This is a genomic window from Pseudomonas sp. GD03875, from assembly GCF_029840585.1.
GTDB classification, from domain to species: Bacteria; Pseudomonadota; Gammaproteobacteria; order Pseudomonadales; family Pseudomonadaceae; genus Aquipseudomonas; species Aquipseudomonas paralcaligenes.
Genome location: NZ_JAOCCV010000002.1, coordinates 146,558 through 168,701, shown reverse-complemented (window position 1 = coordinate 168,701; position 22,144 = coordinate 146,558). Strand labels below are relative to the sequence as shown.

General features: G+C 70.1%; 25 protein-coding genes and 1 riboswitch. Of the genes, 8 read left to right on the top strand and 17 right to left on the bottom strand.

The annotated features are described in order from the left end of the window. Positions 1-97 precede the first annotated feature (97 nt). The gene (locus tag N5D30_RS02265; RefSeq protein ID WP_279907581.1) at positions 98-1,165 is read left to right on the top strand and encodes a hypothetical protein; all 1,068 of its coding nucleotides are present in this window, start codon (positions 98-100) and stop codon (positions 1,163-1,165) included. Between the two features lie 39 nt (positions 1,166-1,204). On the opposite strand, the gene N5D30_RS02260 is transcribed toward N5D30_RS02265, so the two are convergent. Beyond that, positions 1,205-1,768: a hypothetical protein gene (locus N5D30_RS02260; RefSeq protein ID WP_279907492.1), complete on the bottom strand. Its 564-nt coding sequence runs from the start codon at positions 1,766-1,768 to the stop codon at positions 1,205-1,207. 161 nt (positions 1,769-1,929) lie between these two features. Between N5D30_RS02260 and N5D30_RS02255 the strand changes: the two genes are divergently transcribed. From N5D30_RS02255 to N5D30_RS02230, 6 genes are all read left to right on the top strand, one after another. After that, the gene (locus N5D30_RS02255) at positions 1,930-2,424 is read left to right on the top strand and encodes an LEA type 2 family protein (RefSeq protein WP_279907490.1); all 495 of its coding nucleotides are present in this window, start codon (positions 1,930-1,932) and stop codon (positions 2,422-2,424) included. Positions 2,425-2,429: 5 nt separating this feature from the next. After that, positions 2,430-2,624: an SEC-C metal-binding domain-containing protein gene (locus N5D30_RS02250; protein WP_279907489.1), complete on the top strand. Its 195-nt coding sequence runs from the start codon at positions 2,430-2,432 to the stop codon at positions 2,622-2,624. 133 nt (positions 2,625-2,757) lie between these two features. Continuing rightward, a complete protein-coding gene (locus N5D30_RS02245) occupies positions 2,758-5,292 on the top strand; it encodes a penicillin acylase family protein (protein ID WP_279907488.1) in 2,535 nt (844 codons plus the stop codon). A 430-nt stretch (positions 5,293-5,722) separates the two neighbouring features. Then, positions 5,723-6,403, top strand: coding sequence for a polysaccharide lyase family 7 protein (locus tag N5D30_RS02240; protein ID WP_279902300.1), 681 nt, complete (start codon positions 5,723-5,725; stop codon positions 6,401-6,403). 330 nt (positions 6,404-6,733) lie between these two features. Further along, complete coding sequence (locus N5D30_RS02235; RefSeq protein ID WP_279907487.1) at positions 6,734-7,213, top strand: hypothetical protein; 480 nt, start codon at positions 6,734-6,736, stop codon at positions 7,211-7,213. 158 nt (positions 7,214-7,371) lie between these two features. After that, positions 7,372-8,640: an outer membrane protein transport protein gene (locus N5D30_RS02230; RefSeq protein WP_279907486.1), complete on the top strand. Its 1,269-nt coding sequence runs from the start codon at positions 7,372-7,374 to the stop codon at positions 8,638-8,640. 122 nt (positions 8,641-8,762) lie between these two features. Here the strand turns inward: N5D30_RS02230 and N5D30_RS02225 are convergent, their stop codons facing one another. From N5D30_RS02225 to cobO, 14 genes are all read right to left on the bottom strand, one after another. After that, a complete protein-coding gene (locus tag N5D30_RS02225; RefSeq protein WP_279907485.1) occupies positions 8,763-9,305 on the bottom strand; it encodes a glutathione peroxidase in 543 nt (180 codons plus the stop codon). 63 nt (positions 9,306-9,368) lie between these two features. Beyond that, the gene (locus tag N5D30_RS02220; protein ID WP_279907484.1) at positions 9,369-9,491 is read right to left on the bottom strand and encodes a hypothetical protein; all 123 of its coding nucleotides are present in this window, start codon (positions 9,489-9,491) and stop codon (positions 9,369-9,371) included. Then, complete coding sequence (locus tag N5D30_RS02215; protein WP_279907483.1) at positions 9,488-10,696, bottom strand: MFS transporter; 1,209 nt, start codon at positions 10,694-10,696, stop codon at positions 9,488-9,490. The genes N5D30_RS02220 and N5D30_RS02215 overlap by 4 nt, the downstream gene beginning before the upstream one ends. A 26-nt stretch (positions 10,697-10,722) precedes the next feature. Beyond that, positions 10,723-11,136: a MarR family winged helix-turn-helix transcriptional regulator gene (locus N5D30_RS02210; RefSeq protein WP_279907482.1), complete on the bottom strand. Its 414-nt coding sequence runs from the start codon at positions 11,134-11,136 to the stop codon at positions 10,723-10,725. A 123-nt stretch (positions 11,137-11,259) separates the two neighbouring features. Further along, positions 11,260-11,997: an adenosylcobinamide-GDP ribazoletransferase gene (locus N5D30_RS02205; RefSeq protein ID WP_279907481.1), complete on the bottom strand. Its 738-nt coding sequence runs from the start codon at positions 11,995-11,997 to the stop codon at positions 11,260-11,262. A 16-nt stretch (positions 11,998-12,013) separates the two neighbouring features. Continuing rightward, positions 12,014-12,586: an alpha-ribazole phosphatase family protein gene (gene cobC / locus N5D30_RS02200; RefSeq protein WP_279905854.1), complete on the bottom strand. Its 573-nt coding sequence runs from the start codon at positions 12,584-12,586 to the stop codon at positions 12,014-12,016. Further along, the gene (cobT, locus tag N5D30_RS02195; RefSeq protein ID WP_279907480.1) at positions 12,583-13,638 is read right to left on the bottom strand and encodes a nicotinate-nucleotide--dimethylbenzimidazole phosphoribosyltransferase; all 1,056 of its coding nucleotides are present in this window, start codon (positions 13,636-13,638) and stop codon (positions 12,583-12,585) included. The genes cobC and cobT overlap by 4 nt, the downstream gene beginning before the upstream one ends. Continuing rightward, positions 13,635-14,156, bottom strand: coding sequence for a bifunctional adenosylcobinamide kinase/adenosylcobinamide-phosphate guanylyltransferase (gene cobU, locus N5D30_RS02190; protein ID WP_279907479.1), 522 nt, complete (start codon positions 14,154-14,156; stop codon positions 13,635-13,637). The genes cobT and cobU overlap by 4 nt, the downstream gene beginning before the upstream one ends. A 64-nt stretch (positions 14,157-14,220) precedes the next feature. Then, a complete protein-coding gene (locus N5D30_RS02185; protein WP_279907478.1) occupies positions 14,221-15,672 on the bottom strand; it encodes a cobyric acid synthase in 1,452 nt (483 codons plus the stop codon). Continuing rightward, positions 15,669-16,655, bottom strand: a complete 987-nt coding sequence (gene cobD / locus N5D30_RS02180) for a threonine-phosphate decarboxylase CobD (RefSeq protein ID WP_279907477.1) — start codon at positions 16,653-16,655, stop codon at positions 15,669-15,671. The genes N5D30_RS02185 and cobD overlap by 4 nt, the downstream gene beginning before the upstream one ends. Further along, positions 16,648-17,553 (bottom strand): adenosylcobinamide-phosphate synthase CbiB, encoded by a 906-nt coding sequence (cbiB, locus tag N5D30_RS02175; RefSeq protein ID WP_279907476.1) that lies wholly within the window; start codon positions 17,551-17,553, stop codon positions 16,648-16,650. Before cbiB ends, cobD begins: the two co-directional genes overlap by 8 nt. After that, positions 17,550-18,200, bottom strand: coding sequence for a 5,6-dimethylbenzimidazole synthase (gene bluB / locus N5D30_RS02170; RefSeq protein ID WP_279907475.1), 651 nt, complete (start codon positions 18,198-18,200; stop codon positions 17,550-17,552). Before bluB ends, cbiB begins: the two co-directional genes overlap by 4 nt. Further along, positions 18,197-19,492 carry a cobyrinate a,c-diamide synthase gene (locus N5D30_RS02165; RefSeq protein WP_279907474.1) on the bottom strand — a complete coding sequence of 432 codons (1,296 nt, stop codon included), beginning with the start codon at positions 19,490-19,492 and terminating at the stop codon, positions 18,197-18,199. The genes bluB and N5D30_RS02165 overlap by 4 nt, the downstream gene beginning before the upstream one ends. Continuing rightward, positions 19,492-20,103: a cob(I)yrinic acid a,c-diamide adenosyltransferase gene (cobO, locus tag N5D30_RS02160; protein ID WP_279907473.1), complete on the bottom strand. Its 612-nt coding sequence runs from the start codon at positions 20,101-20,103 to the stop codon at positions 19,492-19,494. Before cobO ends, N5D30_RS02165 begins: the two co-directional genes overlap by 1 nt. 112 nt (positions 20,104-20,215) lie before the next feature. Beyond that, a riboswitch (cobalamin riboswitch) is annotated at positions 20,216-20,431 on the bottom strand. A 112-nt stretch (positions 20,432-20,543) separates the two neighbouring features. Between cobO and N5D30_RS02155 the strand changes: the two genes are divergently transcribed. After that, positions 20,544-20,876 carry a four-helix bundle copper-binding protein gene (locus N5D30_RS02155; protein ID WP_279907472.1) on the top strand — a complete coding sequence of 111 codons (333 nt, stop codon included), beginning with the start codon at positions 20,544-20,546 and terminating at the stop codon, positions 20,874-20,876. A gap of 82 nt (positions 20,877-20,958) precedes the next feature. Here the strand turns inward: N5D30_RS02155 and N5D30_RS02150 are convergent, their stop codons facing one another. Continuing rightward, on the bottom strand, positions 20,959-21,621 hold the full coding sequence (locus N5D30_RS02150) for a class I SAM-dependent methyltransferase (RefSeq protein WP_279907471.1): 663 nt from the start codon (positions 21,619-21,621) through the stop codon (positions 20,959-20,961). After that, on the bottom strand, positions 21,618-22,139 hold the full coding sequence (locus tag N5D30_RS02145) for a C40 family peptidase (RefSeq protein ID WP_279905841.1): 522 nt from the start codon (positions 22,137-22,139) through the stop codon (positions 21,618-21,620). Before N5D30_RS02145 ends, N5D30_RS02150 begins: the two co-directional genes overlap by 4 nt. Positions 22,140-22,144 lie beyond the last annotated feature (5 nt).

Below are 22,144 nucleotides of genomic sequence, written 5' to 3'. Positions count from 1 at the left end.
GCTTCATTTGTTACAGCCCCCGACGGGAATCGGGGCCAACAAGGAGCAGTAGATGAAGCACAAGCACAGTGGAGCGGCGGCCGGCCTGGCCGCCTTGATGGCCGTGGCGGGCGTCCACGCGGACGATGTCAGGGTCGACCTGGGCAGCAGCGAGCGGGTCACCCGCCTGTTCGCCTACCCCAACAACTGCAGCGTGATCTGCTATCGCGACTGGACCCTCGAACAGACCGCCGAGCACTACCTCAAGCAGAGCCTCGAACGCGACGGCTACGGCGCGGCGACGGTCAAGGTCAGCCGCGACGGCGACAGCCTCTCGGCCAGCTTCAGCGGCGTGCCGCAGGACTACGGCAAGCCGCTGACCGACCTGCTGAACGCCGGGGATCTGGCCTTCGACGGCGCCAGCAAACTCAACGGCGACAACAAGTGGCAATACAGCTGGTACTTCTTCCTGCCCCTGGGCATGGCCCTGGACAACCGCAAGAGCGTGGAGCTACTGCACTTCCCACCGGACTACTCGCTGACCCAGGCGCAGGACTACCTGGAGTCCAAGACCACCGACCGCTGGGCCTCGCTGCTCACCGAGAACGGCGTGCCGACCGCGCAGACCCCGGCCTTCCAGACCATCATCGACATCGCCCCGATCGCCGCGCCAGCCAGCGCCGGCGGCGACCTCGAAGGGGTCTACGGCTACTTCACCGACTACCAGACGACCATGGTCGCCCAGCTCACCGCCGGCGACGGCCAGGCCCTGCCCATGGTGGCCTTCGGCGGGCCGGTACGCAGTTGGGTCAACAGCCAGTACAAGGCGAACATCGGCGTGCTCGGCCTGGACGAGATCAGCCCCGCGCCGGGCCAGCGCGTGCCAGTGCTCGGCGCCAACCATCCCAGCTACATCTGGTACGCGGCCGACCCGGAGAACTACGACGGCGACCAGCAGAAGGCCGACGCCGCTGGGCTGCGGGTGATGGGACAGGACATCAGCGCCGCCTGCTGGCAGGCCGGCATGGGCCAGGACCCGTCCGCCGACCCGCAGAAGACCCTCGATGCCTGCACGCAGAAGTGGCAGGTGACCGACAAGGTGCAGACCTGCGAGCTGTTCTACACCTCGGTACGCAACCTGACGCCGCCCGAGGCCCAGGCCAAGTGCAGCGCCAGCGGCAGCTGACGCCCATGCGAAGAGGCCCGCGTCGGCGGGCCTCGTCCATCACTCCTGCAGCTTGATATGCGAGGTGTCCGGCGGCGGCCCGGCCGGCGCCGTCTTGGCCTGGCCCATGTCGCTGCCGACCGGCGCCAAGCTGAACTGCGACAGGTCGACCTGCGGCGCCTGGGCCTCAGGTCTGGCGTCCTGCAGATCGGCGCCGATCGGCGCGATGCCGAAGTCGGGCGCTTCCACATCGCTGAATGCGGCCATGTACTCGTCGCGCGGAATCACCTTCGCGGAGGCGGCGCTCCTGGCCGGGGCCTCCTGCGCGGGCGCCGCTGGAGCCGGGGCGGCGACCGGCTGCGGCGCGGGTGGCGGCGCCAGCGTCACTTCCTCCACCTGCAGCGGCTGGACGATGGCCAGCGCGCCGGCGCGCTCCATGGTGGCGCGGTACTTCTCCGCCCCCGCCGCGTCCAGGTTGCTCTTGATCACGATGCGCCGCCCGGAAAACAGCAGCGCGATGCGCTGGGCATCGGCCTGGAACAGCCGCGCCAGGTTCTCCTTGACCTGGTCCGGCGAAGCGCCTGGCACCACCTGCCCGGCAAAGGCGATCTCGTAGAGGCTCATGGTCCAACTCCTGTGCAATTCGGCCACCAGTATGGCGCAGTTTCATTCCGCCAACAGCCAGGGCCGGTTTCCGCCTCGTTCACGGCGCGACGAAACGGCGCCAAGCCCTATGGCTACCAAGCAACCGCTTGTTACACTGGGGCGTCCACCGGAGTAACGCAATGTCTTCACAGGCGCGAACCAATATCATCGCCCTCGCCGTCATCTTCGCCCTGCAAGCAGGGCTCTCGGGCTGTACCAGCTGGTTCACCGGCGATTTCGCGGACCCGGAAGTCCACCTCGTCAAAGTCGATGTGATCAAGGCCAAGTTGCTGGAACAGCAGTTCTCCCTGCGTTTCCGGGTCGACAACCCCAACGATTTCGAGCTGCCGGTACGCCGCCTGAGCTACGACATCCAGCTCAACGGCATCCAGTTGGCCGAGGGCGAGTCCAGCCAGTGGATCAACGTGCCCGCCCATGGCCGCCGGGAGTTCGAGGTGCCGGTGCGGACCAACCTGTGGCGCCACCTCAAGGGCATCGTCAAGGCGCTGGAAGACCCGGACCAGCCGATCCGCTACCGCCTCAGCGGCAAGGTCCGCACCGGCGTGATGTTCGGCCGCGACGTGCATGTGCAGCGCAATGGCGAGATAATCCCCGCCGATTACATTCCGGAGTGAGCTTCATGACTCAGCAACCCCATGTCCACGGCCCCGACTGCAACCATGACCACGATCACCACCACGACGACGGTCACCTGCACGGCCCGCACTGCAACCACCACCAGGAGCCGGTACGCAACCCGCTGAAGGAAGTTGGCCGCAACGACCCCTGCCCCTGCGGCAGCGAGAAGAAGTTCAAGAAGTGCCACGGCGCCTGACCCGGGCGCCCTCCCCGTAGGAGCCGGCTCTGCCGGCGAACGCCCGCACGGCGCGCCATTCGCGAGTAGAACTCGCTCCTACCGCCCTCTACAATCCGCCCCATCGTCCGTCTCCCTGCGCCAGGAGCCAGTCATGGGTTCGCGCCTGTTCCGTCCGCTGTTCCTCACCGCCGCCGCCACCCTGGGCAGCAGCCTGTTCCTCGGTGGCTGCCAGTCCTTCCTCGACAGCCGCTACGCCAGGAGCGTGCACCCGGACCAGGGCATCGTCCGCGTCCAGGGCCTGGCGCAGAGCGTGGTGGTGCGGCGCAACCCGCTGGGCATGCCGCTGATCGAGACCACCACCTTCCACGACGCCCTGTTCACCCTGGGCTACGTGCACGCCGCCGACCGCCTCAGCCAGATGGTCGGCATGCGCCTGCTGGCCGAGGGCCGCCTGGCCGAGATGAACGGCCCCGGCGTGCTGGAGATCGACCGTTTCATGCGCACGGTGAACCTGCGCGCCAGTGCCGAGGTGCTGTACAAGAACGCCTCGCCGCGCCTCAAGGAGTTCTTCGAGGTGTATGCCCGCGGCGTCAACGCCTACCTGTTCCGCTACCAGGACAAGCTGCCGATGGACCTGGCGGCGAGCGGCTACCGCCCGGCCTACTGGAAGCCGGAAGACTCGGTGCTGCTGTTCTGCCTGCTCAACTTCGGCCTGTCGGTCAACCTGCAGGAGGAGATCGCCTCGCTGACCCTCGCCGACAAGGTGGGCGCCGACAAGCTCGCCTGGCTGCTGCCCACCTACCCGGACGAACCGTTGCCCTTCGAGGAAGCCGAGAAGCTGCGTGGCCTGAGCCTGGCCGGCAGGATCCCGGGCCTGGCCGCGGTGAACCAGGCCGCCGGCCAGGTGGCGGCCCTCAACATGCTCGGCGTCGCCGCCTCCAACAACTGGGCCATCGCCCCGCGCAACAGCCGCAGCGGCAGGAGCCTGCTGGCCAACGACACCCACCTGCCGCTGTCGATGCCCTCGATCTGGAATTTCGTGCAGATCCGCTCGCCGAAATTCCAGGCCGCCGGCGTGTCCATCGCCGGGGTACCGGCCGTTGTCGCCGGCTACAACGGCAAACTGGCCTGGGGCATCACCATGGTCATGGGCGATAACCAGGACCTGTTCCTGGAGAAGGTCAAGCGCGAGGGCAACCGCCTCCACTACCTCGCCGACGGCAAGTGGCAGCCCGTCCGCGAGCGCCAGGAAACCTTCTTCATCCGTGGCCAGAAGCCGATTCGCGAGACCATCTGGGAGACCCGCAACGGCCCGCTGCTCAACTCGGCCCTCGGCGAGCGCAAGTCACCGCTGCAGCCGCTGCCGTTGTCCAGCGGCTACGGGCTGGCGCTGCGCACCATCCAGGGCGAGGCGGACCGCTCGCTCGACGCCTTCTTCGACCTGTCCAACGCCCAGTCGGTGGAACAGGCCTTGGAGGCCACCCGCGAGATCCGCGCCGCCGCGCTGAACATTGTGTTCGCCGATGCCCGGCAGATCGGCTGGCAGGTCACCGGCCGCTACCCGAACCGCAAACAGGGCACCGGCCTGGTGCCGTCGCCCGCCTGGGACGGCGCCTACGACTGGGACGGCCATGCCGACCCCATGCTGCATCCCTACGACCAGGACCCGGCCCAGGGCTGGCTGGGCACCGCCAACCACCGCATCGTGCCGCGCGGCTACGGCATGCAGCTGTCCAACTCCTGGTTCTACCCGGAACGCGCCGAGCGCATCGCGCAGCTGGCCGGCACGGGAAGGCACGACCAGAAGAGCATGATCGCCATGCAGTATGACCAGACCACGCCCTTCGTCGGCAAGCTGCAGGCGATGTTCGACGCACCGGGCATGGCCGAGCCGCTGAAGAAGGCCATCGCCGCCCTGCCGGCCGCCGAGCGGGCCCGGGCCGAAGAGACCCACAAGCGCCTGATGGCCTTCGACGGCCGCCTCGCCGCCACCTCCGCCGACGCCGCCCTGTACGGCGCCTTCCTCCAGGAAAGCGCCAAGGCCACCTTCCTCGACGAACTGGGCCCGGAAACCGGCCCGGCCTGGCAGGCGCTGGTGGACATCGCCAACAACAGCTACTCGGCCCAGGCCGACCACCTGCTGGGCCGCGACGACAGCCCGTTCTGGGACGACGTGAAGACGCCGCAGAAGGAAGACAAGGCCGCCATCCTGGCACGCAGCCTGGCCGGCGCGATCGCCTACCTGGAACGCGAACTGGGCGCCGACCGCAACGCCTGGCAGTGGGGCAAGCTGCACCAGTACCGCTGGACCAGCAACGCCACCAAGATGGCGCCCTACCTGAGCGCCAGCCAGCGCAGCGGCATCGAGTCCATCGCCGGCTATCTGGACCGCGGCCCCTACCCGGCCGGCGGCGACCACGGCACCCTCAACGTGGCCGCCTACGCCTGGGGCAAGGACTTCGACGTATGGCTGGTCCCGGCCATGCGCATCGTGGTCGACTTCGGCCTGGAAGAGCCGATGATCGGGGTCAACAGCTCGGGCCAATCGGGCAATCCGGCCAGCCCGCACTACGCCGACGGCATCGAGGCCTGGCTCAAGGGCGGCTACATGAGCTTCCCCTTCCAGGGCCGCAACATCGACAAGGTCTACGGCAGCAAGCGCCTGCTGCTGACACCGGGCCAGTAGGCCCGGCTCGGGGGTATCGCCGTCCCGCCACCGCGATACCTCCGCCGCTTCGCTGCGCCTCCGCCATCCCCGCTCCTGCCCGACACCCTCTATCCCGGTGCTTCCGTTCGTCGCCGCCGACGCTCTGACGCGGGCTCGGCTCGTGCCGTTTCGTCGTGAAAAACACCTTGCGCATCAATCCCATAGAAATAGGGAATCGGCCGTCAATTTAACGCCAATTTATAGACGCCAATATAACGACGAACGGTGATTATCAAAGCTCCGGTGGCTCCGTATAAAGCGCGCCAAGCCCGGCCGGCATCGCCGTCCAGGCGGGCAAGCGCTTCATTTCGTGTGCGAGATACTGGCAGGGCGGCTAGGCAGTTCTAAGTGTCGTGATCGACCTGCGCTCCGAATGAATTTTCCAGTTTCTCTCGGAGCCACACGCGACATGATCGACCTCAACACCTGGAACCTGACCATCCCCGTCGGCGAGCCGGCGACCACCATCACCACCCCCCTGCTGTCTTCCGGTTACCAGGACGACTACTTCAGGCACATCAACGGCACCCTGTTCTTCTGGGCCCCCGTCGACGGCACCACCACCAAGAACGCCAAGTACCCGCGCAGCGAACTGCGCGAGACCTATGCCGACGGCAAGCTGCGCAACTGGAAGTACAAGGAAGCCGACAACCACCTGCGCGCGACCCTGAAGGTCACCCAGGTGCCGTCCACCGGCAAGATCGTGGTCGGCCAGATCCACAACGTGGAAGGCGACGATCCGCCCATCAAGCTGCAGTACCAGTACAGCGGCTCGACGAAGACCGGCAGCATCGTCGCCATCTACCGCCTGAAGCCGGGCATCGCCACGTCCAGCGTCATCGTGCAGCGCAACGTGCCGCTGGGCGGCGCGTTCTCCTACACCATCACCCTGACCAAGGGCGGCACCCTGGCGGTGTACACCAAGACACCAACCACCGAGACGGCCAAGTGGAGCGCCAAGCTGGACCCGGCCTGGGCCGCGCAGACTCTCTATTTCAAGGCCGGCAGCTACGTGCAGGACAACGCCGGCAACAACACCGAGGCCGGCTCGGTGAGCTTCACCAAGCTGCAGGTGGAGCACCTTAAATAGGACGAGTACCGGTAGGGTGCGCCGCGCGCACCGAGGCCAGCCCCCATGCGCCCTGAGCGACCGCCGCGCACCCTGCGCGGCGGTGTCGAGCCGCTCCAGCAGACGGTGCGCGCGGCGCACCCTACGGGCACATCGAAGGCGGGCGTTAAGAACCCATGAGCATATGGGCCACGACCTGCGCCACGAAACAGTTTAAAAACAGTCCTTTACACTCGATTTGTAGCACTACACTTCAAATCGAGCGGCTAACCCCGCTCCCGGCGGGGTCTTATTAGAATCAAGAACAGCTGCCAGGCACCTGACCCCGCCGGCACCTTTCGCGAGGGCCTTATGGGAATTGCCGCCAGCGACTTGTGCCAGCACGTCATCCGCCCGACCCTGCTTTACCTGGGTCGCCACTCTCCCGCCGCGGAAGCCCTGCTGCTGGGGACCGCCGCCAGCCAGTCGGCCCTCGGCAGCGCCTTGACCTGCGGCGAGGGCTACGGCCTCTACCGCATCAGCGAAGACCGCCACCGGCAGCTCTGGGACCTGCACCTGGCGCGCGACCCGGACCTCGCCAGCCTGGTCCGCGGCCTGGCCAGCCAGCATGCCTTTCTCGCCGCGCCGCACCTCGAACTGACCGTCAACCTGCGCTACGCCACGGCCATCGCCTGGATGCTGGTGGAGAGCGAACAGGCCCCGCTGCCGGAGGCCCACGACCTCCATGGACTGGCCCGGACCTGGCGCCAGGTATTCCAGCCCCACGGGCGCCTGCGCGACTTCCTGCAGGCCTGGCGGCAGCACGTACCGCTCGCTCCGCAGGCCGCCTGACGGAAAAAAGGCTGAACCTTTTCAGAGACTTGCAAGTCACTGCCAAGCCGGTCCCCGCTTAACGAAACTTCACAAAAAGCCCGTTCCAGAGCGGTTGGCAAGGCCCGGCAAAACCGTTAGCTTGCCGCCCCCTGGTTCCACCGTTCGTGAGCACCCTAATGAAAAATCTCTGGTTGAAGACCTCCATCGCACTGGCCGTCGGCGCGATTTCCACTCACAGCCTGGGCAACGGAATTGCCATCAACGAACAGAGCGTCAGCGGCATGGGCACCTCCTTCGCCGGCCGCGCCTCCACCGCCAACGATGCCACCGTACTGTTCGGCAACCCGGCCGGCCTGACCAAGCTGGAGCGCCCGGAAGTGGTCGGCGGCTTCGGCCTGGTCAAGGCCCAGGTGGACCTGGACGACGCCAGCGCGCCGACCTCCAAGGGCGACATGGTGCCCCTGACCCCGGTGCCCTTCGCCTACTACGCCAGCCCGATCGACGAACAGTGGAGCTGGGGCCTGGGCCTGTACGTGCCCTACGCGCTGATCAGCGACTACGAGAAGAGCTTCGGCGGCCGCTTCAAGGGCCAGTACAGCAAGGTGGAAGTGGTCACCCTGCAACCGACCATCAGCTACGCGATCAACGACCGCGTGTCCGTGGGCTTCGGCCCGACCATCAACAAGATCAAGGGCAAGCTGGTCAACAAGCTGGACAACAGCGCCGTCGGCGGCACTGGCGAGACCAAGGTCGGCATCAAGGGCGACGACGTGGCCTACGGCTTCAACGCCGGCGTGCTGGTCGACATCACCGACCGGCTGGCCTGGGGCCTGACCTACCACTCCAAGGTCGACTACACCCTGGAAGGCCGCACCCGGGTCACCGGCGGCACCGGCCTGGTCGGCCTGTTCAACGGCGACTACGACGGCCAGCTGGACTTCACCACCCCGGAAACCGTCGACACCTCGATCAGCTACAAGCTCGACGACCGGTGGACCCTCTACGCGGGCAGCACCTTCACCCGCTGGAGCCGCCTGGACAAGATCGTGGTGGAGAACGAAGGCACCCCGCTGGGCGTGCTGGACGAGATCAGCGAAGAGCTGAAGTGGCACGACACCTGGTCCTACGCCATCGGCGCCTCCTACCAGCTCAACCCGCAGTGGGTGCTGCGCACCGGCTTCGCCATCGACCCGTCACCGGCGGAAAACGCCCACCGCTCCGTGCGCATCCCGGTGGGCAACCGCAAGGTGTTCTCGCTGGGCGCCGGCTGGACGCCGAGCCCCGACCTGAGCATCGACGTGGCCTACTCCTACCTGCAGGAGAACCCCGCCAAGGTCAACCAGTCCGCCACCGAACTGGCCGGCGTGGAGATCGCCCCGGGCTTCAGCGCCGAGTACAACAACAGCGCCCACGGCGTGGGCCTGCAAGCCAGCTACCGCTTCTGACGGCAGCCCCTGCGGCCACGAAAAAGCCGGGCCCAGTGCCCGGCTTTTTCATGCCCGCTTCGTAGGGTGCGCCATGCGCACCAGGGATTGCATGCAGGCTTGCCGGCGCGCCCGCCCGGCAATCAGGGAGCGATGGCCTTCTCGATGGCGTCGATCAGGGCCTCGTCGTCCGGCTTGGTCCGGCTGGAGAAGCTGGCGATCACCTTGCCGTCGCGGCCGACCACGTACTTGTAGAAGTTCCAGCGCGGCGCGCTGCTCTGTTGCGCCAGTTCGCGGAACAGGGGGATGGCATCGTCGCCGCGGATCACCTGGGGCTCGCTCATGGCGAAGGTCACGCCGTAGTCGATGAAGCACACCTTGGCGGTCTCCGCGGAGTCGTCAGCCTCCTGGCGGAAGTCGTCCGAAGGCACGCCGAGCACTTCCAGCCCCTGCGCCCGGTAGTGCTGGTAGAGCGCCTCCAGCCCCTTGAACTGGGGCGTGAAGCCGCAGCGGCTGGCGGTGTTGACCACCAGCAGCGGCTTGCCGGCGAAGCGCTGGCAGAGGTCGATGCGCTCCTTGGAGCGCAACTGTTGCAGGTCGCCCTGCAGCATCGGCGGACATTCCTCCGCCCAGAGTGGAGCGGCGAACAGCGAGGCCAGGGCCAGCAGGGCGATGCGCAGGGTCATGTCGATCTCTCTCCGAACGTGAATAGCGGCAACGCTACTCGCCCGCGCCCGCCCCGGCAATGCTCAGCACAGGTTCATGTTCAACTGCAGCAGGGCCAGCCCGCCACGGCTCCAGCCCCACCAGGCCAGCGCCAGCAGGGCGCCGAGCAGGAGCGCGGCGAGGCCGACGCCCAGCCGGCGGCTCACGCTGGCTCCGCCGCGCGCAGGCGGGCCACCGGCTGCTCGCGCACCGGCCAGTTGAGGGCCGCCGCCAGCAGGCCGAACAGGATAGACAGCTGCCAGACCCGGTCGTAGCTGCCGGTGTGGTCGTACAGGTAGCCGCCCAGCCAGCCGCCGAGGAACGAGCCGATCTGGTGGAACAGGAACACGATGCCGCCGAGCATGGACAGGTTGCGCACCCCGAACAGGGTGGCCACCGTGCCGTTGGTCAGCGGCACCGTGGACAGCCACAGCAGCCCCATCGCCATGCCGAAGGCGTAGGCGCTCCACTCGGTCAGCGGGGAGTAGACGAAGGCGACGATCACCAGGGTGCGCAGCAGGTACAGGGCGGTGAGCAGGCGCGGCTTGGACAGGTGGCCGCCGAGCCAGCCCGCGATGTAGGTGCCGAACACGTTGAACAGGCCCACCAGCGCCAGCACCGTGGTGCCAACCGAGGCCGGCAGGTGCTGATCGACCAGGTACGACGGCAGGTGCACGCCGATGAACACCACCTGGAAGCCGCAGACGAAGAAGCCCAGCGCCAGCAACCAGAAGCCGGAGTGACCACAGGCCTCGCGCAGCGCCTCGCCCAGGCTCTGCTCGGTGCCGGCGGGCGCCGGCAGGGGCTCGTCACGCACCATCAGCGCCAGCGGCGCGATCAGGGCCACCAGCATGGCCAGGGCGAGCAGCGCCGAGGACCAGCCGAGCCAGCCGATCAGCCCCAGGGTGCCCGGCAGCATGGCGAACTGGCCGAAGGAACCGGCGGCGGCGGCGATGCCCATGCCGAGGCTGCGCTTCTCCGCCGGCAGCGCGCGACCGACCACGCCGAGCAGCACCGAGAAGGAGGTGCCGGACAGGCCGATGCCGATCAGCAGGCCCGCGCTCAGGGACAGCGACAGCGCCGAATCGGCGCCGGCCATCAGCGCCAGGCCCGCTGCGTAGAGCAGCCCGCCGCCGATGATCGCGCGGCGCGCACCGAGGCGGTCGGCCAGGGCCCCGGTGATCGGCTGGGCCAGGCCCCAGATCAGGTTCTGCAGGGCGATGGCGAAGGCGAACACCTCACGCCCCCAGCCGTACTCGCCGCTCATCGGCGAGAGGAACAGGCCGAAGCCGTGCCGGATGCCCAGGGACAGGGCGAGAATCAGCGATGCTCCCAGCAGGACCCAGCCCGCCTTGCGCCACGGATCAGTCATGTGTGTGTCTCCGCGGGCCGCGCCCGTCAATCGATGGTTTCCAGATCGTCCAGCAGGCGCATCAGCGCCGCCCGCTGGTCCTCGCCCAGGCGCTGCGCCAGCGCCTGCTGGGCCTGCTCCCACAGCGGCGCGCCCCGCGCCAGCACATGCGCCCCGGCTTCGGTCAGCGCCACCCGCCGGCTGCGCTGGTCGGCGCCGTCACCGAGCCGCACCAGGCCCCTGCCCTCCACCACCCGCAGGTTGCGCCCGAGGGTGCTGCGATCCAGCCCGAGCGCCTCGGCCAGCGCCGAGATGCTCGGCTCGCCCAGGCGCTGCAGGTTGCGCAGCAGCGAGAACTGGGCGGCATTGAGCCCGACGTCGGCCAGGGCGTCGTCGTAGATACGGGTCACGCCGCGGCTGGCGCGGCGCAACTTGGTGCAGAGGCATTGGGTAGGCAGCATGGATACAGGTATATACCCGTATCCACCGGACAGGCAGTTACAGTTGGACGATAAGGCAGCGGCACAGATGAACACCGTAGGGCGGGTGAAACCCGCATCCGGGTCACGCGGGTTTCACCCGCCCTACGCGATCAACGCAAGGACCAGCAGCACCGCGCACTCGCCCAGTTCCAGCAGGGCGCCGGCGGTGTCGCCGGTGGTGCCGCCCAGGCGCGCGACGAGGGCCCGGCGCAGCAGCCAGAAGCACAGCGCCGCGGCGGCCAGCGCCCACAGCGCGCTCCAGCCGAGCAGCAGCATCGCCAGGGCGTGGACGGCCAGCAGCAGCGGCAAGCGCTCGCGCGGCAGATGCTCGCTCAGCGCCTGGCCCAGGCCTCCGGCACGCACATAGACGGTCGTCAGGAACAGCAGCGGCAGCAGCGCGCGGCCCAGCCAGGGCGCCAGCAACAGGCCGACCCAGGCGTCGCGCTCCAGCAGCACGACCAGGGCGGCGAACTTGAGCAGCAGCACCAGCACCAGCACGACCACGGCGATGGGCCCGCTGCGCGGGTCCTTCATGATCGCCAGGGTGCGCTCCCGGTCACCGTAACCGCCCACCCAGGCGTCGGCGCTGTCGGCCAGGCCGTCCAGGTGCAGGCCGCCGGAAAGACCGACCCAAACCGCCAGCAACAGCGCCGCCTGAAGCAGCGCCGGGGTGTCGCCGAGCAGCCCGTGCAACCCCAGCAGCAGGCCGCCGATCAGCAACCCTACCAGCGGATACCAGAGCAGCGAGCGGCCGACCTGCCGCGCCTCGGGCATGCCGGGCAGGCGCACCGGCAGGCGGGTGAGGAACTGCAGGGCGATCAGCAGCGGCGGCGGCAGCATCAGGCTCGGGCCCGCGTCAGGCTTCGACCAGCTTCAGGCCTGGCTCAACGCTCAGGCGGTGCAGCGCGCCGTAGCCCACCTCCACCTGCAGCAACTGGCCCTCCGGCAGGTTGCGGGCGCGGGCCAGCAGCAGGCGCATCACGCCGCCGTGGGTGATCAGCAGCACGCGCTGGCCGTCCAGCTCGGCCTGCAGGCGCTCGACGGCGCCGAGCACGCGCGCGGCGAAGTCGCGCACCGGCTCGGCTTCCGGCGGGGTGAAGTGATAGGGATCGTTCCAGAACTGGCCGAGCGCTTCCGGGTCTTCCAGCAGCACTTCCGCCGAGTTGCGGCCCTCCCAGGCGCCGAAGTGCAGCTCGCGCAGGTCGGCCTCGATGCGCAGCGGCAGGCCAAGGCCTTCCGCGAACGCGCGGGCGAAACTCTCGCAACGCTGCAGCGGCGAGCTGATCACCAAGTCCCAGCCGCTCTGCCCGGCCAGGGCCAGTTGCATCTGCTGGCGGCCCTGCTCGGTCAGCGCGTCGTCGCTGCTGCCGCGAAAGCCGGGGCCGGCGTCGGTCACGCCGTGGCGCAACATGTCCAGGGAAAGAGTCATTGCTTGTCCTCAACCAGTGCTTCAGAAAAAGTAGCCATGCCGCCGTGCAGCGCACAGGCCAGTTTGATCAGGGGCAGCGCCAGGGCCGCGCCGCTGCCCTCGCCCAGGCGCAGGCCGAGGTCGAGCAGCGGGGTGGCGTCGAACTCGGCCAGCAGCGCGGCGTGGCCCGGCTCGGCGCCGGCATGAGCGAACAGCAGCCAGGGCCGCACGCCGGGATTCAGGCGCACGGCGCACAGGGCCGCCGCCGTGCAGATGAAGCCGTCGACCACCGCCGGGATGCCGGCCTGGGCGCAAGCGACGTAGGCGCCGGCCAGCGCCGCCAGCTCGAAGCCGCCGACCCGGCGCAGGGCCTCCAGCGGCTCGCCCAGATGATCCGCGTGCAGGGTCAGCGCGCGCTCGATCACCACCTGCTTGTGGTGCACGCCGTCGAGGTCCAGCCCGGTGCCGGGCCCGGTCAGCTGGTCCGGGCTCAGGTCGCCGAGGACGCAGGCCAGGGCGGTGGCGGCGCTGGTGTTGCCGATGCCCATCTCGCCCGCGAGCAGCAGGTCGCAGCCCTCGGCCAGGGCCTCCGCCACCGCGTCGCGGCCGGCCTGCAGGGCGGCCGCGCACTGCGCGGCGCTCATCGCCGGCTCGACGGCGAAGTTGGCGGTGCCGGCGCCCAGGCGCAGGTGGCGCACGCCGGGCAGCTCCAGTGTGGGGTCGATGGTGCCCAGGTCGATCAGGCGCAGCGGCACGCCCTGCTCCCGGGCCAGCACGCTGACCGCCGCGCCGCCGGTGACGAAGTTGCCGAGCATCTGCGCGGTGACCGCCTGCGGGTAGGCCGACACGCCCTCGGCGACCACGCCGTGGTCGCCGGCGAACAGCACCAGCCGCGGCCGGGCGATGGACGGCCGCTCGCGCCCCTGCAGCGCGGCCATGCGCACGGCCAGCACCTCCAACGCACCGAGGGCGCCGCGCGGCTTGGTCAGCTGCGCCTGGCGCGCCAGGGCGGCGGCCTCGGCGGCGGCGTCGGGCTGGCGGCAGGCGAGCTGCCACCAGGGCGATGAAGTCATAGCGGCTCTCCTTTGAGCAGCATGGGCAGGCCGGCGACGGTGAACACCACCCGCCCGGCGCGTTCGGCCACGGCCTGGTGCAGCCAGCCGGCCTCGTCGACGTAGCGGCGGGTCAGTTCGCCCAGCGGCACCACGCCCAGGCCAGTCTCGTTGCTGACCAGGACGATGCGTCCCGGCAGCTCGGTCAGCGCTGCCAGGAAGGCGTCGCGCTCCAGGGCCAGGCGGTTCTCGTCTTCCAGCATCAGCAGGTTGGTCAGCCACAGGGTCAGGCAGTCGACCAGCAGGCAGCGCCGGGGGGCGGCATTGTCGCGCAGGGCGCGGGCCAGTTCGAGGGGTTCTTCCACCAGGCCCCATTCGGCCGGACGCGAGGCACGATGATGGGCGATGCGCGCGGCCATCTCGCCGTCCCAGGCCCGGCCGGTGGCGATGTAGGTGACGTCCAGCCCGCTCTGCGCGGCCAGCCGCTCGGCCAGGCGGCTCTTGCCAGAGCGGGCGCCGCCGAGGATCAGTTCGAGCATCGGGGTTTCCTGTGTAGAGTCGGTGGGCGCGCGATCGCGGCCGAGGCCGCTCCCACAACAGTGGCTACAGGCCACATAGTTCGCGGAGCAGGCGGGTGTCCAGATGCGCCTCGACCAAGTCGGCCAGGCGCTCGATGTCGCGCTCCCGGCGCGCATGGTAATCCACCTGGCGCGCCTCGCGCAGGCCCGCCCAGGCGAGCAGCGCGGCGCAGGCCGCCGGCTGCTCGAACAGCCCGTGCAGGTAGGTGGCCATGACCTGGCCGTCGGCGCTCAGGGCGCCGTCGCCGCGACCGTCGTCCAGCACCACGGCCGGCCGTGCCAGCGCCGGGCCGGCGCTGACCCCGGCGTGGATCTCGTAGCCGCTCACCGGCAGGTCGCCCAGGGCCAGGCGGCCATGCACGTTGCGCAGCTGCTTCTCAGGCTCCAGCACGGTGGCGTAGTCGAGCAGGCCGAGCCCCGCGCTGCCGCCGGCCGGGCCTTCCAGGCCGTGGGGATCGTCGATGCGCGTGCCGAGCATCTGCAGCCCGCCGCAGATGCCGAGGAGCTTGCCGCCGTAGCGCAGGTGGCGGGCGATGGCGGCGTCCCAGCCGTGCTCGCGCAGGCGAGCCAGGTCGGCGCGCACGCTCTTCGAGCCGGGCAGGATGATCAGATCGGCCGGCGGAATCTCCTGGCCGGGGCCGATGAACCGCAGGTCGACCTGCGGGTGCAGGCGCAGCGGGTCGAAGTCGGTGTGGTTGCTGATGCGCGGCAGCACCGGCACGGCGACCCGCAGCACCTCGCGTTCCTTGTCCGGCTGCAGCACCTGCACCGCGTCCTCGGCCTCCAGGTGGAAGTCCATCAGGTACGGCAGCACGCCGAGCACCGGCTTGCCGGTGCGCTGCTCCAGCCAGTCCAGCCCCGGTTGAAGCAAGGCGATGTCGCCACGGAAGCGGTTGATGACGAAGCCTTTGACCCGAGCCCGCTCGCTGTCCGAGAGCAGTTCCAGGGTGCCGACCAGGTGGGCGAACACGCCGCCCTTGTCGATATCGGCGATCAGGATCACCGGGCAGTCCACCGCCTCGGCGAAGCCCATGTTGGCGATGTCGCCGGCGCGCAGGTTGATCTCGGCCGGCGAGCCGGCGCCCTCCACCATCACCACCGGGTATTGCAACGCCAGGCGCGCGTGGGATTCGAGCACCGCCGCTCGGGCGACGCGCTTGTAGCCGTGGTAGGCCACCGCGTTCATGTTGCCGACCGCCCGGCCCTGGATGATCACCTGGGCGCCGGTGTCGCTGTTGGGCTTGAGCAGCACCGGGTTCATGTCGGTGTGCGGCGACAGCCCGGCGGCCTGGGCCTGCACCGCCTGGGCGCGGCCGATCTCGCCGCCGTCGGCGGTGACGGCGGAGTTGAGCGCCATGTTCTGCGGCTTGAACGGCGCCACGCTCACGCCCTGGCGCCGGAGCCAGCGGCACAGGGCGGTCACCAGGGTGCTCTTGCCGGCGTCCGAGGTGGTGCCCTGGACCATGAGCGTGGTCATGCCGGCATCTCCTTCAGAGCCTGTTCCAGGCGGCGCCAGCCGGCCTCGTCGCCGGGCAGGCCGAAGCGCAGGCAGCGGGTCTCGGCGAACAGGCGCAGGAGGATGCCGCGCCGGGCGAAGTAGCCGTGCAGACCCACCGCCTGCGGGTGGTGGACCAGCTGGAACAGCGCGGTGCCGCCGGCCGGAGCCAGGCCGCAGGCGCTGAGCAGCACGGCCAGGCGCAGGCCATCGACCCGCAGACGCTCGCGCTGGCGCCACTGCCCCTCGCCGTCGCCCAGCAACGCCCTGGCCACCGCCCGCGCCGGGCCGCTGACCGACCATGGTCCGAGCAGTTCGGACAGGCGCTCCAGCAGCGCGGCCTCGGCCAGCGCGAAGCCCAGGCGGATGCCGGCCAGGCCGAAGAACTTGCCGAACGAGCGCAGTACGATCAGCCCCGGCCGCTGGCTATCGGCGGCCAGGCTGTGTGCCGGCGTGCAATCCATGAAGGCCTCGTCCACCAGCAACCAGCCGCCGCGTTCGGACAGCCGCGCATGCCAGCCGAGCAGGCGCTCGCGCTCGATCAGCCGGCCGGTGGGGTTGTTCGGGTTGACCACCAGCAGCACGTCCAGGCGCTCCAGGCTGCGCTCGACCGCGCCTTCGCCCAGTTCGACCACCAAGTGACCCTCTCGGCGCCAGGCCTCGGCGTGCTCGGCATAGGCCGGCGACACGATGCCCACCCGGCTGCCGTCGCGGCACAGGCGCGGCAACGCCTGGATCGCCGCCTGGGAGCCGGCCACCGGCAGCAGCGCCGGGGCGCCGTAGTAGTCGCGAGCCAGGGCCTCCAGGCCGTCGTCGGCCTCCGGCAGGCACTGCCAGGCGGACGCGGGAATCGCCGGCAGCGGCCAGCCATAGGGGGCGATGCCGGTGGACAGGTCGAGCCAGTCCGCCAGCGGGATGCCGTAGCGCCGCGCCGCCTCGCGCAGCCGTCCGCCGTGCTCAAGCAAGGCACAGTCCTCCCGCGACTAGCACCAGCAGCCACAGGGCGACGCCGCCGTACACCAGGTTGAGCGCCCGCTCGATGTCCCGCGCCCGCGGCGGCGCGCCCTCGCCCAGCTGCGGACGCGGCTCCTCGATGCCGTGATAGACCGCCGAACCGCCCAGGCTGACGCCCAGGGCGCCGGCGCCCGCCGCCATCACCGGGCCGGCGTTGGGGCTGTCCCACAGCGGCGCCTGGCGCCGCCAGCAGCGCAGCGCCAGGCGGGTGCGGCCGAGCAGCGCGTAGGTCAGCGCCACCAGGCGCGCCGGCAGGTAGTTGAGCAGGTCGTCGATCTTCGCCGCCGCCCAGCCGAAGCGCTCGAAGCGTTCGTTGCGATAGCCCCACATGGCGTCCAGGGTGTTGCTCAGGCGGTACAGCATCACGCCCGGCGCGCCGAGCAGGCAGAACCAGAACAGCGCGGCGAACACCGCGTCCGAGCCGTTCTCCAGCACCGACTCGGTGCCCGCGCGGGCGACGCCGGTGGCATCCAGTTCGGCGGTGCGCCGGCTGACCAGGTAGCCGACCCGCTGGCGCGCCCGGGGCAGGTCGCCCAGGCGCAGGGCCTGGGCCACCGGCAGGGCGTGCTGGCCGAGGCTCTTCAGGCCGACGGCGAAATACAGGGCGAAGATGTCCAGCAGCCAGCCCAGGCTGGTCAGGCTCAGCAGCCAGACCAGCACCACCGGCGGCAGCACCGCCAGGCACCAGCCGCTGACGCCGTGGCTGCGCCAGCCACGGCCGCCGGCGTTGAGGCGCTGTTCGATGCGCCGGGCCAGTTCGCCGAAGCCCACCAGTGGGTGCCAGCGGCGCGGCTCGCCGAGCCAGGCGTCCAGGCCCATGCCGGCCAGGGCGGACAGCGCCACGCTCACGGCCGCCGGCCCCACTGGTCGGCGAACACCAGTTCGTCCAGCGGGCGCTCGTCGGCCCAGCCCTCCTCCACCAGCATCGGCCGCTGGTAGAAGCCGCTCACCGGCCCCAGGCACAGCACGGCCACCGGCTGGCTGCCTTCCGGCATGCCGAGCAGTTCGGCCAGGGCGAGCGGATCGAACAGCGACACCCAGCCCATGCCCAGCCCCTCGGCGCGGGCCGCCAGCCACAGGTTCTGGATAGCGCAACTGACCGAGGCCAGGTCCATCTGCGGCAGGGTGCGCCGGCCGAACACATGGGCCTCGCGGCCGTCCATCAGCGCTGCTACCAGCAATTCGGCGCAATCGCGGATGCCCTCGACCTTGAGCCGCATGAACTCATCGCCACGCTCGCCCAGGGCCTCGGCGGTGCGCACCCGCTCGGCCTCGACCAGGGCGTGGATGCCGTCGCGCAGCTCCGGCCGGGTGATGCGGACGAAGCGCCAGGGCTGCATCAGGCCCACGCTGGGCGCCTGGTGCGCGGCCCGCAGCAAGCGCGCCAGCAGTTCAGGCTCTACCCTTCCGCCGGCAAAGTGGCGCATGTCGCGGCGCTCGGCGATGGCGCGGTAGACTGCGGCGCGCTCCTCGGCGCTGAAGGCGTGCTCGCTCATGGCGCCAGCAGCCGCGCCGTCGCCCCGGGGTTGGACGGCAGGTAGAAGTGGATGTAGGAGGCGGTCAGCCGGCCGCTGCGAAATACCGCCTCGGCCACCGGCTTGCCGTTCGGGCAGGTGCCCTGGGCCAGCGGCGCCTGGGCGCAGTCCAGCACGGAATGGTGGTAGGTGTGCCCGCGCAGACGCCCTTCCGGCAGCTCCACTTCCTGCAGCGCCAGCGCCGCCAGGCGCGGCTGCATGACCGCGCGGCCCGGCAGCAGGCCGAGCAGTTCGGCGCTCGCGCCCTGCTTGTCGGTCAGCGATTCGAGCAGGTAGAGCATGCCACCGCACTCGGCGAGGAGCGGCTTGCCGGCCGCGTGATGTGCGCGGATGGTGTCGAGCATCGGCCGGTTTTCCGCCAGTTGGCGCAGGTGCAGCTCGGGGTAGCCACCGGGCAGATAGAGGCTGTCGACGTCCGGCAATCCCGAGTCAGCCAAGGGCGAGAAGAACACCAGCTCGGCGCCCAGCTCGCGCAGCAGGTCGAGGTTGGCCTGGTAGAGGAAAGCGAAGCTGGTGTCGCGGGCCACGCCGATGCGCACCCCGGCCAACAGCGGCTCGATGGCCGGCATGACGGGGGCGGCAAAGCCCACCGGCGCCGGCAGCAACTCGCCGGCGCTGGCCAGCAGGGCATCGGCGGCGGCGCCCAGGCGCGCGTCCAGGTCGGCCAGTTCCTCGGCCTGGATCAGCCCCAGGTGGCGGCGCGGCAATTCCAGCGCGGTGGAGCGCGGCAGGCCACCGAACCAGCGCATGCCCGGCGCCAGGCTATCGCGCAGGATGCCGTTGTGGCGCTCGCTACCGGTGCGGTTGGCCAGCACCCCGGCGAACGGCAGACCGGGCTGGAAGTGAGCCAGGCCGTAGGCCATGGCACCGAAGGTCTGGGCCATGGCGCCGGCGTCGATCACGCCCAGCACCGGCACCTCCAGGCGGCGCGCCAGGTCGGCGGCCGAGGGGCTGCCGTCGAACAGCCCCATCACCCCCTCGATCAGGATCAGGTCGGCCTCGCCCGCCGCCTGCCACAGCAGGCGCCGGGTCTCGGCCTCGCCGACCATCCACAGGTCGAGCTGGTACACCGGCGCGCCGCTGGCACGGGCGAGGATCATCGGGTCGAGGAAGTCGGGGCCGCACTTGAACACCCGCACGCGCTTGCCGGCACGGCTGTGCAGGCGCGCCAGGGCGGCGGTCACGGTGGTCTTGCCCTGACCGGAGGCCGGCGCGGCGATCAGCAAGGCCGGGCAGTGGCGTGGCTCGGCCATCAGAACTCGATCCCTTTCTGCGCCTTAACCCCGGCCTTGAAGGCATGCTTGACCAGGCTCATGTCGCTGACGGTGTCGGCCACCTCGATCATCCCCGGCTGCGCGCCGCGGCCGGTCACCACCACGTGCTGCAGCAGCGGTCGCGCCTCGATGTCGGCGAGCACCTCGTCCAGCTGCAGGTAGCCGTGTTTGAGGGCGATGTTCAGCTCGTCCAGCACCACCAGGCCGACGCTCTCGTCGGCCAGCAACGTGCGTGCCACCTTCCAGGCCTCGCCGGCCATGGCGATGTCGCGCTGGCGGTCCTGGGTCTCCCAGGTGAAGCCCTCGCCCATGACGAACCAGCGCACTTCGTCGGGGAAACGGCGGAAGAAGGCTTCCTCGCCGGTGCTGGCGGCGCCCTTGATGAACTGCACCACGCCGACCTTCATACCGTGGCCGAGGGCGCGGGCGACCATGCCGAAGGCGGAGCTGCTCTTGCCCTTGCCGTTGCCGGTGTGCACCAGCAGCAGGCCGTACTCGTCCCGGGCCTGGGCGATCTTCTCGTCGATCAGCGCCTTCTTGCGCTGCATGCGCGCCTTGTGGCGGGCGTCGCGTTCGGCCGATTCGCTCATGTCGGGCTCCTGGGCACCCTGCGCGCACGGGAGGTCCGGGCGCGGAATCAATCGGGGCAGGAGGAAAAGGCGGCGGCCGGGCGCGGGGCCCGCAACCGCAGAGCCCGCCGCACTGCCGTGGATCGCGACAGGCCGGTCTCCGGGCTCGTGAGTCAGGCCTGCAGCCTGCGGGTCGCGCCTTCCCGTGCCAAGGCACAGTGGCGTCGAGCGACCCTTGTCTCACCTACCGTTGCGGGGGCAGCGCCGGATTCTTCGTGACGAATGGACCGGCTTCCCTGTTTCACCCGCGAACGCCGCGCGCCGGGGCACCTGAAGCAGGCGCGCAGCTTAGGGGCTGTTGCCGCTCCGGTGCAAGCCGCGCCGCCCGGCAGATGGGTCGAACCCCTGGGGACCTGCGGGGTTCACAACCCAGACGACCGACCTTACCCGAGGAGAACGCCATGGTCCGTGAACGCTACGCTTCCTGCATCCAGGCCTGCAGCGCCTGCGCCATCGCCTGCGAAACCTGCGCCGCCGCCTGCCTCAAGGAGCCCGACCTGCAGCACATGGCCACCTGCATCGCCTGCGACATCGACTGCGCCGACCTGTGCCGCCTGGCCGAACGCCTGATGGCCCGCGACAGCCCGCTGTGCGACGAAATCCTGCGCCTCTGCGCGATAGCCTGCCAGGCCTGCGCCGAGGCTTGCGGCGAGCACCAGCACGACCACTGCCAGCAATGCGCCCAGGCCTGCCAGCGCTGCGTGGAGGAATGCGAGGCCGCGCTCGGGGCCTGAGCGGTATCAGTCAGCGCCGTAGGGTGCGCCGCGCGCACCTATGAAATCGCGGTGCGCGCGGCGCACCCTACCGGCAACCGCACTAGCGCTTGCGGCAGAGGCTCAGACCGTCGCCCAGCGGCAGCAGGCTGAGGTCGAGCCGGGTGTCGCGACGCAGGCCGCGGTTGAGCGACTGGATGGCGCGGGTGTCGGCGCTGTCCGGGTTCTGCTCCAGCACCCTGCCGCTCCACAGCACGTTGTCGAACAGGATCAGCCCGCCCCTGCGCGCCAGTACCAGCGCGTGCTCCAGGTACACCGGGTAGTTGGCCTTGTCCGCGTCGATGAAGATCAGGTCGAAGCTCTCGCCATGGCCGCCGCGCTCCAGCGCGCTGAGGGTCTCCAGCGCCGGCGCCAGGCGCAGGTCGATGCGCTCCGCCACCCCGGCCTCCTGCCAGTAGCGCTCGGCGATGGCGTTGTAGTCGCCGGGCAGGTCGCAGCAGGTCAGGCGCCCGTCCTCGCCAGCGGCCTGGGCCATGCACAGGGCGCTGTAGCCGGTGTAGGTGCCGATCTCGAGGATCTTGCGCGCGCCGCAGAGCTGGACCAGCAGGGCCATGAACTGGCCCTGCTCGGGGGCGATCTGCCAGCCGGCCGAGGGCAGCTTCGTGGTTTCCTCGCGCAGGCGCTTGAGCAGCGGCGACTCGCGCAGGGAGACGTCGAGCAGGTACTGGTAGAGGGCGTCGTCGAGGGCGAGGGTGCGGTTGGTCATGGCTGACGCGCCAGGTGGCCGGCGGCCAGGACGCGCTTGGCGCCGAGGTAGCTCTTCTGCCAGTAGGCCTGGGTCAGGTGATCCAGGCGCACGGTGCCGCCACTGGACGGCGCGTGCACGAAGCGCCCCTCGCCCACGTAGATGCCGGCGTGGGTGACCTTGCCGCCGCCGTTGGTGGCGAAGAACACCAGGTCGCCGCTCTGCAGCTCGCCGCGGCCGACGTCGGGCACGCGCAGATTGATCATGTCGCGGGTCGAGCGCGGCAGCTGGATGCCGGCGGCGTTGCGGTAGACGTAGCCGATCAGGCCGCTGCAGTCGAAACCGCTCTCCGGCGTGTTGCCGCCATAGCGGTACGGCGTGCCGTTCAGGCCGATGGCGCTGATCACCACGTCATCGGCGCTGGCGCCGACGATGGGAAAGAGCGCGACGGGTTCGTAGGAAGGTGGAGGGGGATTGCCGGCGCATGCGGTGAGCAGCGCGGCGAGGGCTAGCAGGGAGAGGCGAGCCGTGGAATGCATGGGCG